This is a genomic window from Thermoactinomyces sp. CICC 23799 (genome assembly GCF_016055145.1).
Lineage (GTDB): Bacteria > Bacillota > Bacilli > Thermoactinomycetales > Thermoactinomycetaceae > Thermoactinomyces > Thermoactinomyces intermedius.
In genome coordinates, this window is record NZ_JAECVV010000005.1 from 204916 (window position 1) to 219624 (window position 14709).

General features: G+C 37.7%; 20 protein-coding genes and 2 pseudogenes. 1 reads left to right on the forward strand and 21 read right to left on the reverse strand.

The features are described 5' to 3' along the window. Window positions 1-93 precede the first annotated feature (93 nt). The 3 genes from I8U21_RS08760 to I8U21_RS08770 form a co-directional block, all read right to left on the reverse strand. Window positions 94-1239, reverse strand: coding sequence for an HsdM family class I SAM-dependent methyltransferase (locus tag I8U21_RS08760; RefSeq protein WP_198053741.1), 1146 nt, complete (start codon window positions 1237-1239; stop codon window positions 94-96). 99 nt (window positions 1240-1338) lie between these two features. Beyond that, window positions 1339-1686 (reverse strand): hypothetical protein, encoded by a 348-nt coding sequence (locus I8U21_RS08765; protein WP_198053742.1) that lies wholly within the window; start codon window positions 1684-1686, stop codon window positions 1339-1341. An 86-nt stretch (window positions 1687-1772) separates the two neighbouring features. Further along, window positions 1773-2750 carry an exonuclease domain-containing protein gene (locus I8U21_RS08770; RefSeq protein ID WP_198053743.1) on the reverse strand — a complete coding sequence of 326 codons (978 nt, stop codon included), beginning with the start codon at window positions 2748-2750 and terminating at the stop codon, window positions 1773-1775. A gap of 136 nt (window positions 2751-2886) precedes the next feature. Here I8U21_RS08770 and I8U21_RS08775 point away from each other — a divergent pair, with 136 nt between their 5' ends. After that, window positions 2887-3270 (forward strand): hypothetical protein, encoded by a 384-nt coding sequence (locus I8U21_RS08775; protein ID WP_198053744.1) that lies wholly within the window; start codon window positions 2887-2889, stop codon window positions 3268-3270. A gap of 4 nt (window positions 3271-3274) precedes the next feature. Here the strand turns inward: I8U21_RS08775 and I8U21_RS08780 are convergent, their stop codons facing one another. The 18 genes and pseudogenes from I8U21_RS08780 to I8U21_RS08855 form a co-directional block, all read right to left on the reverse strand. Then, window positions 3275-3898, reverse strand: a complete 624-nt coding sequence (locus tag I8U21_RS08780; protein WP_198053745.1) for a deoxynucleotide monophosphate kinase family protein — start codon at window positions 3896-3898, stop codon at window positions 3275-3277. A gap of 14 nt (window positions 3899-3912) precedes the next feature. Next, window positions 3913-4488 carry an FAD-dependent thymidylate synthase gene (locus I8U21_RS08785; protein WP_198053746.1) on the reverse strand — a complete coding sequence of 192 codons (576 nt, stop codon included), beginning with the start codon at window positions 4486-4488 and terminating at the stop codon, window positions 3913-3915. 566 nt (window positions 4489-5054) lie between these two features. After that, window positions 5055-5408 (reverse strand): annotated as a pseudogene (gene dut / locus I8U21_RS08790) (dUTP diphosphatase); the annotation flags it as partial. Window positions 5409-5486: 78 nt separating this feature from the next. Continuing rightward, the gene (locus I8U21_RS08795; protein WP_198053747.1) at window positions 5487-5633 is read right to left on the reverse strand and encodes a hypothetical protein; all 147 of its coding nucleotides are present in this window, start codon (window positions 5631-5633) and stop codon (window positions 5487-5489) included. Further along, window positions 5630-6022, reverse strand: a complete 393-nt coding sequence (locus tag I8U21_RS08800) for a DNA ligase LigA-related protein (RefSeq protein ID WP_198053748.1) — start codon at window positions 6020-6022, stop codon at window positions 5630-5632. Before I8U21_RS08800 ends, I8U21_RS08795 begins: the two co-directional genes overlap by 4 nt. Window positions 6023-6036: 14 nt before the next feature. Further along, entirely contained in the window at window positions 6037-6261 is a 225-nt protein-coding gene (locus tag I8U21_RS08805) for a DEAD/DEAH box helicase family protein (RefSeq protein ID WP_198053749.1), read from the reverse strand. 50 nt (window positions 6262-6311) lie between these two features. Then, window positions 6312-7568, reverse strand: coding sequence for a glycyl radical enzyme family protein (locus I8U21_RS14950; protein ID WP_232337583.1), 1257 nt, complete (start codon window positions 7566-7568; stop codon window positions 6312-6314). A 49-nt stretch (window positions 7569-7617) separates the two neighbouring features. Next, entirely contained in the window at window positions 7618-8373 is a 756-nt protein-coding gene (locus I8U21_RS14955; protein WP_232337584.1) for a glycyl radical enzyme family protein, read from the reverse strand. A gap of 16 nt (window positions 8374-8389) precedes the next feature. Beyond that, window positions 8390-8686 (reverse strand): hypothetical protein, encoded by a 297-nt coding sequence (locus I8U21_RS08815; RefSeq protein ID WP_198053750.1) that lies wholly within the window; start codon window positions 8684-8686, stop codon window positions 8390-8392. Between the two features lie 4 nt (window positions 8687-8690). Beyond that, on the reverse strand, window positions 8691-9011 hold the full coding sequence (locus tag I8U21_RS08820) for a hypothetical protein (RefSeq protein WP_198053751.1): 321 nt from the start codon (window positions 9009-9011) through the stop codon (window positions 8691-8693). Next, window positions 9001-9501, reverse strand: a complete 501-nt coding sequence (locus I8U21_RS08825; RefSeq protein WP_198053752.1) for a crossover junction endodeoxyribonuclease RuvC — start codon at window positions 9499-9501, stop codon at window positions 9001-9003. The genes I8U21_RS08820 and I8U21_RS08825 overlap by 11 nt, the downstream gene beginning before the upstream one ends. Before the next feature lie 15 nt (window positions 9502-9516). Next, a complete protein-coding gene (locus tag I8U21_RS08830; protein ID WP_198053753.1) occupies window positions 9517-9717 on the reverse strand; it encodes a hypothetical protein in 201 nt (66 codons plus the stop codon). After that, complete coding sequence (locus tag I8U21_RS08835; protein ID WP_198053754.1) at window positions 9704-10768, reverse strand: hypothetical protein; 1065 nt, start codon at window positions 10766-10768, stop codon at window positions 9704-9706. The genes I8U21_RS08830 and I8U21_RS08835 overlap by 14 nt, the downstream gene beginning before the upstream one ends. A gap of 86 nt (window positions 10769-10854) precedes the next feature. Beyond that, on the reverse strand, window positions 10855-11958 hold the full coding sequence (locus I8U21_RS08840; protein ID WP_198053755.1) for a DNA polymerase: 1104 nt from the start codon (window positions 11956-11958) through the stop codon (window positions 10855-10857). Further along, window positions 11958-13058, reverse strand: coding sequence for a DNA polymerase (locus tag I8U21_RS08845; protein ID WP_232337585.1), 1101 nt, complete (start codon window positions 13056-13058; stop codon window positions 11958-11960). Before I8U21_RS08845 ends, I8U21_RS08840 begins: the two co-directional genes overlap by 1 nt. Then, window positions 12991-13767, reverse strand: a complete 777-nt coding sequence (locus tag I8U21_RS14960; RefSeq protein WP_232337586.1) for a 3'-5' exonuclease family protein — start codon at window positions 13765-13767, stop codon at window positions 12991-12993. Before I8U21_RS14960 ends, I8U21_RS08845 begins: the two co-directional genes overlap by 68 nt. An 18-nt stretch (window positions 13768-13785) precedes the next feature. Continuing rightward, window positions 13786-13962 (reverse strand): hypothetical protein, encoded by a 177-nt coding sequence (locus tag I8U21_RS08850; RefSeq protein WP_198053756.1) that lies wholly within the window; start codon window positions 13960-13962, stop codon window positions 13786-13788. A 72-nt stretch (window positions 13963-14034) separates the two neighbouring features. Beyond that, window positions 14035-14636: pseudogene (locus I8U21_RS08855) on the reverse strand (helix-turn-helix transcriptional regulator); the annotation flags it as partial. Between the last annotated feature and the right edge of the window lie 73 nt (window positions 14637-14709).

Here is a 14709-nt window from a genome sequence, read left to right on the forward strand (position 1 = left end):
AAAATTTCCTGATCCTTAATCGAAGTCGAACACACAAGGTTTTGCTTCCAATATTTCTTTAAGCATGAAAAGACCAGCCAAATTAAGCTGGTCTTACAGACTGTTGTAATACTCCTGGACTAGTTCATCTTGATAGTAAAAATCCCAAGATCTTTCTTCACCCATTCCCAGAGTCATTTCATTCCAATATAGTAACTCCTTATCTTTGTTTTCTTTCGTGTAGCATCTTCTTGAGTCATACCATCCTGGGGTATATTGTTTCAAAAACGGAAAGTATGTCACGTCAAGTTCGATCCAAGATGGTTCATGAGGATATAAATTTTCACGGATCAGGTATTTATCCTTAAAAGCTTCAGCTAATACATCCAGTTGAGTTAAACCATCTCCCCATATATCCGTGGATCTTCCCCGGATGTCCCACCCGATATCTTGAACAACAGCCATAAACATTGGTTGTTGTCCCTCAAAAAATTCGGCATCCAGCTTCTCAGACTTAATTTTCTTCACATTCGGTGTTACCTTACGCAAGATTAAAATCTGTGTAGGAACTGTCGTCCCGACATGTTTAAATGTTTCTGGGGGAAGTTGAATATTTGCAATTCCCCAACAGGTGTTATAAATTAGATCCCGTACTTTCTTTGCTTGGCGATTGTTTAAGTTTAAAGGAAGAATTAAAGCCATGTATCCGCCGGGTTTAAGTGATTTGATGGCTAATTCAACAAAAGCAAATTCTGATTTACCTTTGTATGTCTTGGATTTGTTATTGTATTTCAAGGTCTCAAAATTAATATCTTCATTAACTTCTATGGTTTCTCCAAATGGAGGATTTCCAATTACGAAATCATAGTAATCACATTTGATGTGATCAAAAGCATTGCCTTGAATCACTTCAACATGCGGATATATAAGGGATGCAATTTTTGCAGATGTTGGATCAATTTCGATCCCAGTAATTTCAGCATTTTTAGGCAGGTAATCAAAAAACACACCCGATCCACAAGAAGGTTCTAATATCTTTGAATCCTCCGGGATATTCAAAATCTCGACCATGAATTTTGCCAAATGTGTTGGAGTAAAAAAAGCTCCTCCATGATAACCTTTAGGAACTAAACTACCTTTTGATGTGAAAAAATCCTTGAGATATTGAATATCTTCGTCAGTGATTTCTTCTGGATTCTTTTTCACAATCTCCATGCATTTCATGTTTGCCTTCCAACGGTTACGCTGTTCTCTTCCCACATTCAAAACCTCCCTATGATTTTAGAAAAAGAAAATGGCCACCGGAATCTACAACCGGAGGTCTTTTATACAACTTATACAATTTCTACAACAAATGGACTACGGTTCAATGATATTAACAACAAAAAGTTCATCTTCTTTGTTTTGGTACAGGTTTTTATAGTTCTTACGGCACCGAAGTGCTTCATCCCTAGTTGAAAATTTGAATGCAGAATCAAAATCATATTTAAATATGGGCTCAAGATCCACAGGATCAACTCCTGCATAAAATTCTATAGTAAAGTCATCCTCTCTAGTTAATACATAGAAACTATCTTTTACAATCCTGTTTTCTAGATGTTTGTAGTCATGTTCCAAGTAGCTTTGTGCAAGTTTTGCACTCTCAAGCGAATCAAACTCATCATGGGTGATCCAATTACCATCAACTTTGATTTGTAACTTGTACACCTTGTATTTCCTCCCTCTCTAAAATCCCTCTCACTTATTTATATGTGCATGTGATTTCTCATTTACAGGGTATCTGAAAAATATTTTTAGTTTGCTTTTCTCAATTCTTGTTTAGCAATGATTTTAGTGTGTTCATTGGGAATATAGACAACTGGGCGATCCGATGAATTAATGATCAGGTTTGTGTAGTCTTTTTCGTGGTATCCCCTATCTTTAAGTTCTTTCCTCAAAAGCTTAAACAGTTTGACTTCCGCTTTTACATCGTTTGTTGCTCTGTGCAATTTTCCATGTGCAATTTTATATTTCTCGACTAAATCACAGAGTCTGGCACTTTGTGTCGGGTCCAGGAGCAGTGCCATGGTCCGGGTACAAATAAATTTTTCAACTGGGATGTGTTTTGTGTATCTTGAAAGGAACCCTAAATCAAACTGAACATTGTGGCCAACAACTACAGAGTCACCAATGAAACCATCCAGGACCTGCAATGCCAATTGTTCCAGCATTCCAGATTTTAAATCTTTTTCGCTAATACCCGTAAGACTCGTAATTTCCGGCTTCAATTCATTTCCTTCATTCAACATGACATATGTTTGAAAATTAGCGATCTCCTTTAATTCCTTATTTAATTTCACTGCTGATACCTCAATAACTTGATCATTCTTATAGTCCAGCCCTGTTGTTTCTAAGTCAAAAACAACATATGTCTTCTCTCCCATATATGCCATCTCCTTATTATCAAAATTTTTAGATATTTTCCTTAATGCCATTTTTATATCCCGGTGGATTTTCCCTTTTGACAACCCGGTTTTTAACCCAATTTCATAAACACTAAGTTGTTTCATATAAAAGTAAAAAAGCACTTGTTTTTCTGTTTTGGTCAAACCTGCATTTTTGATCGCACATTCCAAGTCAACCAAAAAGTCAACAAGTGCAAGATTTTGATACTTTTCTATGTTTAGTTGGTGAATATCCCTAAGTGCTGCATGAACACCTTGTGGTTTGTCCATGGGATACCGTTTTTCAATTTGATTAGCTTGTTTTTCAGTATTATAACCTGCCGCCATTTTCTTCAACTCCTTCATAATTTCATATGGTTTATCTCATTTTTTCTCCAACACTTCCACTTCTCTCCCCTCTTGAATATAATCTACAATTTTGTTTATAATGTTAAAGTGAATAATTGATCATGAGGTGACTGGAATGGCCATTATCCCGTTTAACAATAAAGACTTCAAAAGCTCAGGTGAAATGGTTGTAACCGTAGACAAGAACAGAAGAATTTACCTTAATCGTCATCTTCAGCGATATTTAAACTCAGAAGATTCACCTATCAAGCTTTATCTGGGATACGATCCGGTTAATAAAAGAATTGCTCTCGCAAAACCAGATGTTGTTAGACTAACTGATCATCGGCCTGTGCAATTTAATAAATCTGGCTTTGTCAGTGCTCGTGCGTTCATTGATCGTTTTAAAATTGAATATAAGGACGGTCCGTACCATTACATCTATGATGGAAATGAAAATGGTTGGCTAACCTTCCGGCTCCAAGGATATGAAGCACCTGACCAGCCAACCAAGAAATAAAGGATTAGACTGCTTTTGAAATAAACTGGTAGTTAGCAAGTAACCCTCTTTGAGCTTCAAGCAAGGAACCTGAATTATCAATTACAATGTCAGAATGCAGGATATCAATCCATTTCTCAGTTTCATGGAAAAGGAGTTCAGAACGTGGTTCAATGCCACGTTTTTTAATTCTCTCCACTCGAGTGTGTATATCACACTCAACTTTTATAACGGGGAATCTATATTGGTGACAAAACAATCTTTCATTTGGCTGTCGTAAGTCAGTAATCACGAACTTTTTATATCCAAGCTTATGGTGTGAATGTAGGTCATAGATCAGACACTTAATCCAGATATCTTCATCAACCTGTCTACAACTTTGGCCAAACCATTGATAAAGCTGCTGCGGTTTTGGTGTTTTGGGTGCTTTTGTGATTTTGTGGGTATAAATCTTCAGCCAATGTCCAAAAGACACCTGGACATGACCATATTTTTCAGATAAAAAACTAGCCAGTGTATCCTTACCACTGGCCATTTTCCCCATAAAAGCAACAACTTCAATTTCTTTCAAGAAATCAAGATGTGGAACTTTTACTTTTTCCCTAATTTCTTCAACCACAGATTTAAAGTCAAGATTGAGATTTTCCATTCTCCAGTCCCCCATCACCACATTGTTTTTTGCTTTCCAAATTTTTTACGAAAAAATTCTTCAATTTCTTCATCCCAAACAGCATCTAAACCTTCAATAACTGTGATGGTATATGCATCTTCTTCATCATAAAAAGCATTATTCACCAACTCATTAAAATATTCATTGCCACCACCAACTTCAAACAGCAGTTGTGAAAAGGTAGTTTTCTTCTTCCTCAGTTTTTTCTGAACGTCTTTCCACTCTTTTGTATGTGGTCCAAACAATTCATAAACGGTTTCCCACAATTCCGGATCAACCTGATGGCACAATGCAAACATGCCTTTTACAGCCTCAACAGTAAGGCCTTGTGCCCCAGGCTCAAAAATCCGTTGAGGAAAAACGGCCTGGATCAGTGTTTGAAAGTTGAACTGTAGTTTGAAAGGATTCATATTTGCATTTACAGGCATTGCTGAGCGGGCGACCTGAGGAGCTTCACCCGCTTCAATTAAGTCATGGTAGTTCTTCATTGATTGCTCAATTTTTTCTATGACTAGATTTTTATTCTTTATTTTATCGGTTGGAAGTGTGTATATCCGAGACCAAGGCACGGTTACCGCCTGCAACCCTCATATTCAAGGTCTTATAGGTCACAAGATGATCATAAACTTGCTTTGAAACTTTGTAGAATTTAAAGGTAGCACTTTCACCACGAAAAACTTCAAGTGCATGACCGAGCTTCATAATGTTTAGTGGCCGTCTAATATTATCCGTGTCGGATTTTCCAAGATATAAGGCCGCAGAATCTGCGAGATTTAACCTGTCCGGATCAGTATACCTAAATAACTCAATTTGAAAGAACCGTTATCATAAACCAAATTTCCGTTCTCGTTCGTTTTAATATGCTTAGCTAGATCTTTAATACTTTGAAGAGTCATATTCATCACCTTCTACATAACCAATTGTGAAATCCAAGTTCTTTAACAGTTGTTTCAAACTGTCCAATTCATTTCTTTTGGATAAGAGGCTTGCTTGTACGATCAGCCGGCATCTTTATAAACCTTAATCTCATAGGTTGATGGCTCCGAATTCACCCAAAACTTTTCATATTCCCGGAGAAACTCAGCTTTATTCCCCTTATTGCTGAACATATTATTTGGCATCGCTATGCCCTCCTTTAAAGTCCCGAACTTCCGAAACCGCCACCACGATTATATCCAGTAAGTTCATCAACAACCTGTATCTGAGCAAATACGATTTCATTCAATACAGCTTGTGCAATGCGGTCCCCATGATGAACAATGTAGATACCATCCCCGTGATTGGCTAGAATCACGCCAATCTCGTCCAGGTAACCATGGTCAATGGTTCCTGGACTGTTTAATACTGTGAGTCCATACTTTAAAGCCATACCCGATCGTGGCCTAATTTGCAATTCATATCCAAAAGGAACTTGGACTGCGATTCCTGTTTTGATCAATGCATAATCACCGGGATCGATAATCAATGTGCCTTCAGGAAGGTAGGCGTGAAGATCAAAGCCTGCACTTCCGTATTTTTGATATTCAGGAACAAATGCATCAGCATATAGGGTTTCACTTCGAGGTTTTTAATTTTCATGGCGGTCATCTCCTTTTGTACGATAGATTTTCTCATAACGATCCAATTTCATATTTCCTCCAACCAAAAATTCAGATTCATCAATTTCTCCCATCTGATAAAGTTCATAAAGTTGTTCAAAGTTTGTGTTTTTCATCTTACGTTTCCTCCTTTTTTACTATTGGTTTTACTCTTTTTCTCCGCATAATGTTTGAGATGTAGTGCAGCTTCTACAATCTCAGGAAGATGAATAGGAAGATCGAAACCACTTGTTGTTTCTGTATAGTATTCAAAGTATTCATGGTATTCAACTTCTTTTGATAGATCAGGAAATACCTTTTGAAGTATTTGAAGATCTTTCCCAAATTGGTCATAGGTAGAATCATCAATGACTGAAGTGTTCAGTCTATAGTAAAGACAACTATGGACCATAATTTGTTTTCTTCGCCTCTTTATCAATTCTTTAATAAGCTCATCCCTTGATGCATTTTTAAAATAGTCCTGCATCTTCTTTAACATGTATTCCAAGTGTTCAGGAAGACGCATTTTATATTGCCTCCTTATAAATACTCCTCAACAAGACCTGTTTTACCAAACTCAAACATGCCGATTATTTTTATGATCTCGTCAGTAGAAAATGCGATATCTAAAGTGCTATCCTTAAATTCCACTACAACGGCCAGTGTTTTTATTTGATCTGCACAGTCTCTTAAACTATCTGCTAACTGTCCTGGGGTAACTACTCCATGCCTTCTTTTTCGAAATTCATTCAGGTCATATACCATCCCCTAACTCCTCCTTTAATAGAAAAAGACGGGAAAAATTTCCCGTCTATTTAACGAACTGGGCAAGCACCATTTTCACAACCATCATTACCAATATCAAAATCTTCTCCTTGGTCCTCAAATTGATTCAGCAAATCAGGATCAAATGGTTTCATCTTGCTTTTCATTTCGTTGTATTGTTCTTCTGTGATTGCTTCGTAAGGTGCCAATTCGTAAACATGACCATCAAGTTTTAAGAATGACACAGCAATCATGGCATCCCAATGGTCATGTACGTATTTAGCGACCTCATCCCATTCACCATCTTTAACGCTGATTGTGTTTGAAGAATTGTGTTCAGTGTAATTTTCCTGAAAACTGAAGTAAGTCTCCAATTGTTCAATTGCAGATACATCATACTTTGTTCTTTTTACTGGTGATGAAACTGGAAACTCAATAACCTTTGTGTCTACTGGGATTAAATTGCCCTTCTCATCTTCTACACCTTGACCAACCTCATTTTTAACAGACCAGCCAAGGCTTTCAGCTACTTTACATAACGGATCGTTTGCATTAATTCGAACACGTCTAATATAGAAAGGTGAATGTGTGTGATGAAGACCAGAGGAAACCCCACCAAACACCTGGGAGATAGTCCCCTCTGGTTTCACAGTTGTAACAAGCAAGGACTTAGGCAGGTCCTGAGAATCTGCATATTCGTCAGCCGCATTTCTAGCAACTTTATGAAGGAGTTTCTGAAGCTCTTGTTCCTGCTCTTTGCTGTAATTTAATGCTTCCATTGCATCCTTCCATCCTGTTAAAGAACATCCTAACAAGCGGTCCCGTTTTTGGATTTCGTTCCACTTTGGAAGCTCAAGTTCCACATTTGCCATGCGATATGCAGCACGTGCAGAAAGTTTTTGTGCTTCCAACAGTTCCTTCAGTTTAAGTTTTCCGTTCTCAACAAATCCCATGAGGTTCACCGTAACTAGGTTACATAATCCCCTGGAATCAAGTAAAATCTCAAAACAGGGATTAACTCCTTTAAAATTAGGTCTTCTTTTACTCGCAGATTCTTCATTCAAGAAACAGGGTTCCCCTTCATTCTTGAGAACCTCAAATTGCCACTTTATCTTGGACCAAGTAGGCTTAGATCGATAGAAAATGCTGTTGTTAGACAAATATCTGTGGGATTTGTCCGGATATTTGTAAAGATCTTTTTTTGCAAGAATCGTTTCATCATCGTTTTCGTCAATCAATGTATTAAGTGCTGTTCTGCGAACTCCACCAACCACAACATTTTGTCCGATGATTGTAATGATATCCAATACATGAATGGGTCTTAATTTTCCATCAACAGGTTTTGGTGCAAATCGATCAGTAGTCAGTAGTTAACACATCATAGATTTTTTCAAACATAGTCTTAATTGACTCATGACCTGAAGCACGGCCGCCAAAAGTGTTCAACCGCTCACCTTTTGGACGAACATTGTTATAATTAATTACAATCCCTTCAATATTTCGATAAAAGGGATCGTAGAACATCTTCAGGAACAGTGACAAAGCTTCAGTCCAACCTTCCTTACTGTCCCCAATTGTCAACTCAGCAACGTTTCCAGTAAAGGAAATTGATGTGTGATCCGTGCGTTTGTGTTTCGGAACAGGATTATAGGGTTCATGAACCACTTGAATGTTGGTCCGAATTGCTGGCAGCTTTTCAACATCAGATATTAAAATTCGTGCTCCCACGCCGGTCCCCAACATCAAGCAATAAAACAGTTCCTTAATGGCCTCAAACTCATCAATCACAATGAAAGCACAGTTGAAATTTGCCATCGGGAACTTTTTAGATACCTCGGTTCCACCAACCCAAAAAGTACGTCCCGAAAGTGCTTGCTTGAGATTAAAAATGTTATCAAACAGTTTTTGTGCTTCTGATCTGGAGGTTCCAGGAATTAATGAACAATTATACTCAACTGCACGGGCAACAGTTTCCTTCCAAGTTTCCCGTCTTTTTAGCTCAGGCATCCACCTGGAATAGGTTCGGTAATAAATAAATTTCCCCAACTCAGTCATGTGGTCGGGGAAATCAGGATATTTTGCGAGAAATTGTTCAGTTAAAAGTTTGTTCATAGCATCAACCCCTTATTTATTCAATGATATTTTTTAGGATCTTCTGTATGTTATCTTCAACTTCTCCAGTAAGTTTAAATTCTGGACATTCGATAAAACCGTCATGTCCAAAATCACCAACCCAAAAGACCATTTGTGTATCACTAACACGACAACGTTTTGAAACAAGGCTATAAAACCTGTCCTTGTATTGAAAAATGACTTGTCTTGTCTCGACATCGCCATTTTTTACCCACTCAGTGTGTCCGACTTCTTTCAGATCTGTTGATTCTCCCCAACACATTTTTTCAAGCTCTTCTTTTGGGAATTTCATTTTCTTATTCCTCCTCATGAAGTAAATACTCAGCTTTAACCAGCTTAATAAATTTGCTGATCGGCATGTTTTCATTAACCCGACCATTCAACAAAGCATCTTCTAAGCACTTTGCAACTTGTGACACAGTAGGTTCTTTTTCTTGTTCCTTGTCAAATTCAATTTCAGCCTGGAATTGAGCATATCCCCAAAGTTCAACATAACCCTCATACTCTTCATATTGATAAAAATTAGCATCTTTTAAAGTGATTGATTTGTTTAACCGGTTTTGAAGGTGCTCTTCGATGATTTTAATCAAGTCATTCTCTGAAATGCTAATTCTCACTTTCAATTCCTCCCAAATATTTATTTTCAATTGCCCAAGCTAAAGCAACACCGCAAGCATCACTTTCATCATTTGATTTAAAAGAAAAATCTTCTGCCAGGTTTAACAGCTTCCTAACAGAAGATTCCACGTCATTTTTTGACTTAGCTTCACCCAATAACTTTTTAATTTTCTGTGGTGCAATTTCTTCAATTTCTACATCAAATATATGATATACAGCCCCAACAGTCCGTTCCAATGCTTTTGTTGCTTTATTGAAACGAACAAAGGAGTTTTCCCTTACAATCATATCAATTTCGTGGTCCCAATAAACCCTTTGTAAATGACTTGTGATCCGTTTTAATTTTTGATTCAAGTTATGCTTTGGATTGGCTTTAACAATCCCAGATTCTAAAAGCTTAGACTTTCCATTTTGTACTTCAACCACTGCATACCCTGAACAATTCAAAGAAAGATCAAGGCCAAGTATTGTTAGTTTGTCTTTTTCCACATCTTATTCACTCCTTTAATAATTGTATTCATCGGGTCCATATTTAAATTGTTTAAAAAGCTTGGCTAAGCAGCCATCACAAAGATCCCAATATAAGTTAGTGCAATCAAACTGAGAACCATATCCTGGACTCAGTTCGAATGAATGGAAATCATCAAGATCAGGGTTTTCTTGCTTCTTTCCACACATATTGCAAATGAGTTCAATTTTTCTCATTTTCCTTAACCTCCCTGATGTAGGTCAAAACAGACTCTAGGTTTTCAATATGACGCTTTTCTTTTGTTGACGGATTTACAATTTGTAAATACTTTTCAAACTCAAGTTCAAGTTCTCTAATTTCTTCATCTGTGACCGACAAAGCAATTGACCGTTTGAAATTATTGAAAGCCCACTTATCAACATCAATTTTAGGTGGTTGGTTATTCTCAACCGCTTTTACTACTTCTGCAAATTCATCAAGAAGTTCATTTTTATCATCTTCATTAATTTTGATATAAAAAACCCTCAGATCCTGGTATTTAATCTGTTCTTCTTCGGTTAGCTCCCATGATTTTTTAGCTAAGTTCACATACACAATCAAGTATTCATCCAAATCATAAAGTTTACCATATGCATGGCATTGTTTAATATGATCCTCTTGCGGACCTCTCATGGAAAAATCCGAGGTCTTATTATAACTAGTTTGTTTTGTCTTGAATTCAATTCCGATTTTCTTACCGTCTTTATAAAGTAGAATGCCATCGGGTTGGCCTTGAATTGGAATATCCCAAGCACCATGTTTATAGGTCACTTTCTTAGATACAAAACCTTCCCAAGCGGGAACCATTAACCCATTCATTTTTACAAAAAGCGGTTTAAAAGGTGGTTCCTCACCCGTCAATCTTTTATAGTGTTTCTGGATAAATAACAGTTTTCGTTGCATCATTTCACCTGTTAGGGTGCCTAACTCTTTCCACCTGGTTTGATGTGGTTGCTGCATTTCTTTATCTCTGCGGTCCCCTCGTAACTTGTGATAAAGTTCCCGTTTACAAGAACTCGCTGAAGAAGGAGTAAATCCAATAAATCTTTCTTTGGTTTTGTTCATTTCTTGTTCGAGAAGTTCCATTTCGATCTTCAACAAGTACAAATCAATTTGAGGATCTCGAACTTCAGGGAATGAATCAAATCTGTTAATCATATGGATAAAGTCATTTTCTATCTGAAACTTTCTTTCCATCGCCTTTGCCTCTTGTCGCTCCTGGCGGATCGTGGCTGCAGTTTTGAACATTTTACCTCCTCCATTCTTAAAAATACCCTCCTACTATTTATATGGGCATGCAATTGACCATTTACAGGGTATTGAAGAAAAAAATATTATCTTTTTCCCTCAAACCATTCATGAGGCTTAATATTATGCTCCCACCTGGGCATAATCGCAACATCTGACTTAAGTGGTACGGTTAAATAATCTTTAACTGTCTCGCACATAATCTTTTGGATCAGGTTTATATTTTCTGGAGTAACGTCTTGTTCAGGAACAGAAATAATAATTTCATCGTGAATAGCTGACACTAGTTGCCATCCCTTCGACTTACACAATTTAAGCATCTCAATTTCATTCATCTTGATAATGTCACTGGTTGCGGAACCTTGGATTCTGGCATTAAAGGCTTCACGTTCCATCTTGCTGATACGGCCACGCAATTTATAAATTTCCTCAATCTTTTCCTCAATCTCCTTTAGACGTCTTCTGTATATTCCGTCATTCATGAGTTTCTTTTTCTCTCTGTACAGTTTAAATAACTCTGGTTCTTTCCTTGCCAATTCCATTTTTAAAGCTTTGTACTGTGGAAATCGGCGTTTTCTGCCAAAGATTGTTTCTACATATCCGTGAACCCTCATAAACTCAATGGTATCTTCCACCATTTTATTAAAGGAAGGAAACGACTTGTTAAACTTTTCAAATACCATATGTGCTACCTCATTTGTCACCTTCATGGATTCAGCAAATTTTTCTTCAGTTTGACGGTACCCTAAAGCCAAGATCCCTTGTTTCATCATCTTCCGTGGATAGAATGCTGTTGCAGGTGCATCATTGGGATTTTCTCCCCCAGTATTTGAAACCGGATCATACCACACATCATCAAGACAATATTCCTTAGGCAAATCAAACGCTAACATGGCCATTGATGTATACAAGTCTTGGCCACTAACAAAGATTTGTCTTAACGAATTATCATTATACTCTGTGTACATAATATGTGCTTCAACCCGTGGTTCAGCTTGGGATAAGTCAGCACCAATCAATACATGACCTTCAGGAGGAAGAAAACACTTTCTGATTAACTTCCCTTCTCGGGTTCTGGCAGGGATATTTTGTAGGTTTGTTCCCTTTTGTATCAGTTGATTATCAAGCACCAACTTACGGACCACATCATGATAATTATCATCCGTAATATTAAAGGTTGGTTTAAACATTAATTTTCACCCTCCAACCAATCACATTTTGGCAGTTCATTTGGCTTTTGACCAATCATTTCACAAACTTCAAAATAAACATCAAGTGGCCGTCCATCATATCCTTTAGATGCGTACCTTCCGGTATCCGTCCCAACGTTGTCATACCTGGAATGAATCTTTCCATCAGCATCAATTGCCATTGGAAATTTCTCCACATAAGTATTCATCAATTTCTGGATTGCTGAGATATTTTTTAAAGGTTTTAATGCTGGTTCCTTTTTATAGTACTTTTCAAGTATCTTTGTTGATGTGCTACGTGTTTTTCCTTTCTCAAATTTAGGTGTAATATCTTCAATCTTTAAATGATCGTATACCAAATATGCAATATGATTGTGATTCGTCAGTGTAAATTCCTTAATCCTCTGATCATCTGGAAAGTTTTCAATCGTTGCAGGTACTGGTTTTTCTTTCAGGAGTTTTTCCAGTTCTTGCTTTGTGGTTTTGTATGATTTTAGATGTGTCTTGCCTTTTGCTTCCCATTCTTTTAATTTGGCCTTTTTCTTCTCTACTCGCTCTTCCCATTTTCTTATTCTCTTCTTTTGGGATTCAATCCAGTCTTTGATGCTTTTGTCTTTTAACTTCAAGGTCATCTTCCACAGAAAATCATCATCAATGTTGTATTCCCGGATCAAGTTCATCTCTAGTTGCTTCAATTCAGATGAAAATTGATCATACAAACTTTTCAACATATCAAAATCCAGGTGTGAACCATTTCTTTGCAAAATAAGGTCCACTTCAGGCAAATTCTTATCAATTAAAGTGTAAACATCATACAATCGATTTGTCTTTTTCATTGTTTCAAATTGCCATTCAAACAATTTCCAACCATAGAAAACATCCTTCACAGCATAAATGCCCACTAGCTCAATATCAAACGGAGCAGGTGAGCAACTACCAAAAAGGTCTTCAAATGTGAAAACTTCCTCCTCAATTCCAAAAAAGCGACCATATTTTCTAACCAGCGGTTTCAACCCGTATTGTTCCTCGTGTTCATTCATCACCTTCATAGCATTCAAAGTATCCCACATATCCATCATTAATTGCCATATGCATGTCAAGCAGTGTTGCTCCCATGTGGAAAGTCTTGCCCTCAGAAGGTGCTTCCATGAACGGTTTGATTGCCTCAATAACTTTAGACCGTGTTAATTGCGGATCGTCTTTCTTGTGCTGAAATTCATATGGAATTTTCATCTTGCCAACCTGGTCCACTCCGTGTATGTGGCCATATGGCAAGTAATATCCTTCATTCAACAAAGGTAGCCAAATTGAAATGCCTATGGATAAATCAATAAAGGAATCAACCCCGGTTGTTTCCATGTCTCCGGCAACCATTGATTTGACACCAAGATCAACCCAACGGTTTCCCCAATGTTTTCTTTGCAGCTTGCATTCTTTCCGTAACTGGTCCACAAATTTAGGAATTTCCGAGTCATGCCGGAGTATATGAAAATTATCCGGTTTGTTTTCAATCACTTTTCTTGCCCGTTCACGTTTCATTTCCATTTCTTGTTTCTCGGAAATTTCCCGTCCCAACTGGACCAATTCAGATTGCGAAATGGCCCCGTCTTTTTTCCTTTTTGCCTTTCCTTCCAAAAGTGCTTTCTTACCAACATTAAACCAATTCAATTCACGTTTAGCTTTTGGTGGTTCAATTTTTTCGATTTGATCTGCAAGGGGTTTTTGCAGATCTGAAACTTTTTTCAACCGTTCTTTTGCATCCCGAATGTTAAACGAGGAGTTTTCATTCAGGGAAAGTTTGATTTGCACACGTTTCATCTCCTTTGATTAAACTTGGTAGCTATTCGTTTTCTCCAATTCAGACATTGGAATAGCGAACAACCAACCATCTTTACGTTCAGCAAATGAAAATCCCGCCTTTTTCATTGATCGTGCCACTGCTTTGTCATTGGTCTTAACTCTTATAATTTCATCTTCAACCCAGATTTCAGTTGATTTTTCCAATTTCACACATCCTTTCAATTACTTAACCACATCCATTTCCAGTATTTATTACCTAAATGTACGTAGAAAAATTTGGATCCGGTCACACCGGAAAACCCGGTATTCTTTTCGCAAAAAACAATAAGCCGGACAATACCATTTTCCGTCTCTGGCATAAACCCCGACCGGTTGAATCTTCCGGCAACTGGTTTTTTCACCCGTTTGATACCGGATGTTTAACACTTCCTGCCGGACCGCCGCTTTCAGCAATGGTTTCAAAAAAGGGATCTGTTCTTGTTGATGGACGGTGACAAAGTTCATCCGGTCTTTCATCTTGTCAATGGTGTCCCGCAGGTCTCCGGAGAGATTTAAATAAAATTTCTTGATGACGGATTCATACTCCACATCAAAAGGAAGAGAGAGATAATGCCTCAATGCGTAAATGGCAAAAAAGACCGCAATCACTTCTTCCCCGGTAAATGCAATGGGAGGGAGCACTCTTTCCTTTAAAACCCGATACCCTCCGTTCGGCCCGGTTTCAGAATACAACGGCACTCCCATCGCGCTCAACTCTTGCAAATCCCGCAAAATGGTCCGTTTGGAAACCCCGAATTCCTGAGCCAATTCCCGGACGGTAAATCTTTTTTCCGGTTTACCAGCATGATCATTTCATTCAATCGTCTCGCCTTGGACATGGAAACCTCCAAATTCTTTGAAACGGTGACAAGGGTTGTCACCATCATAATATATCATGGTTGGCGGATAAAT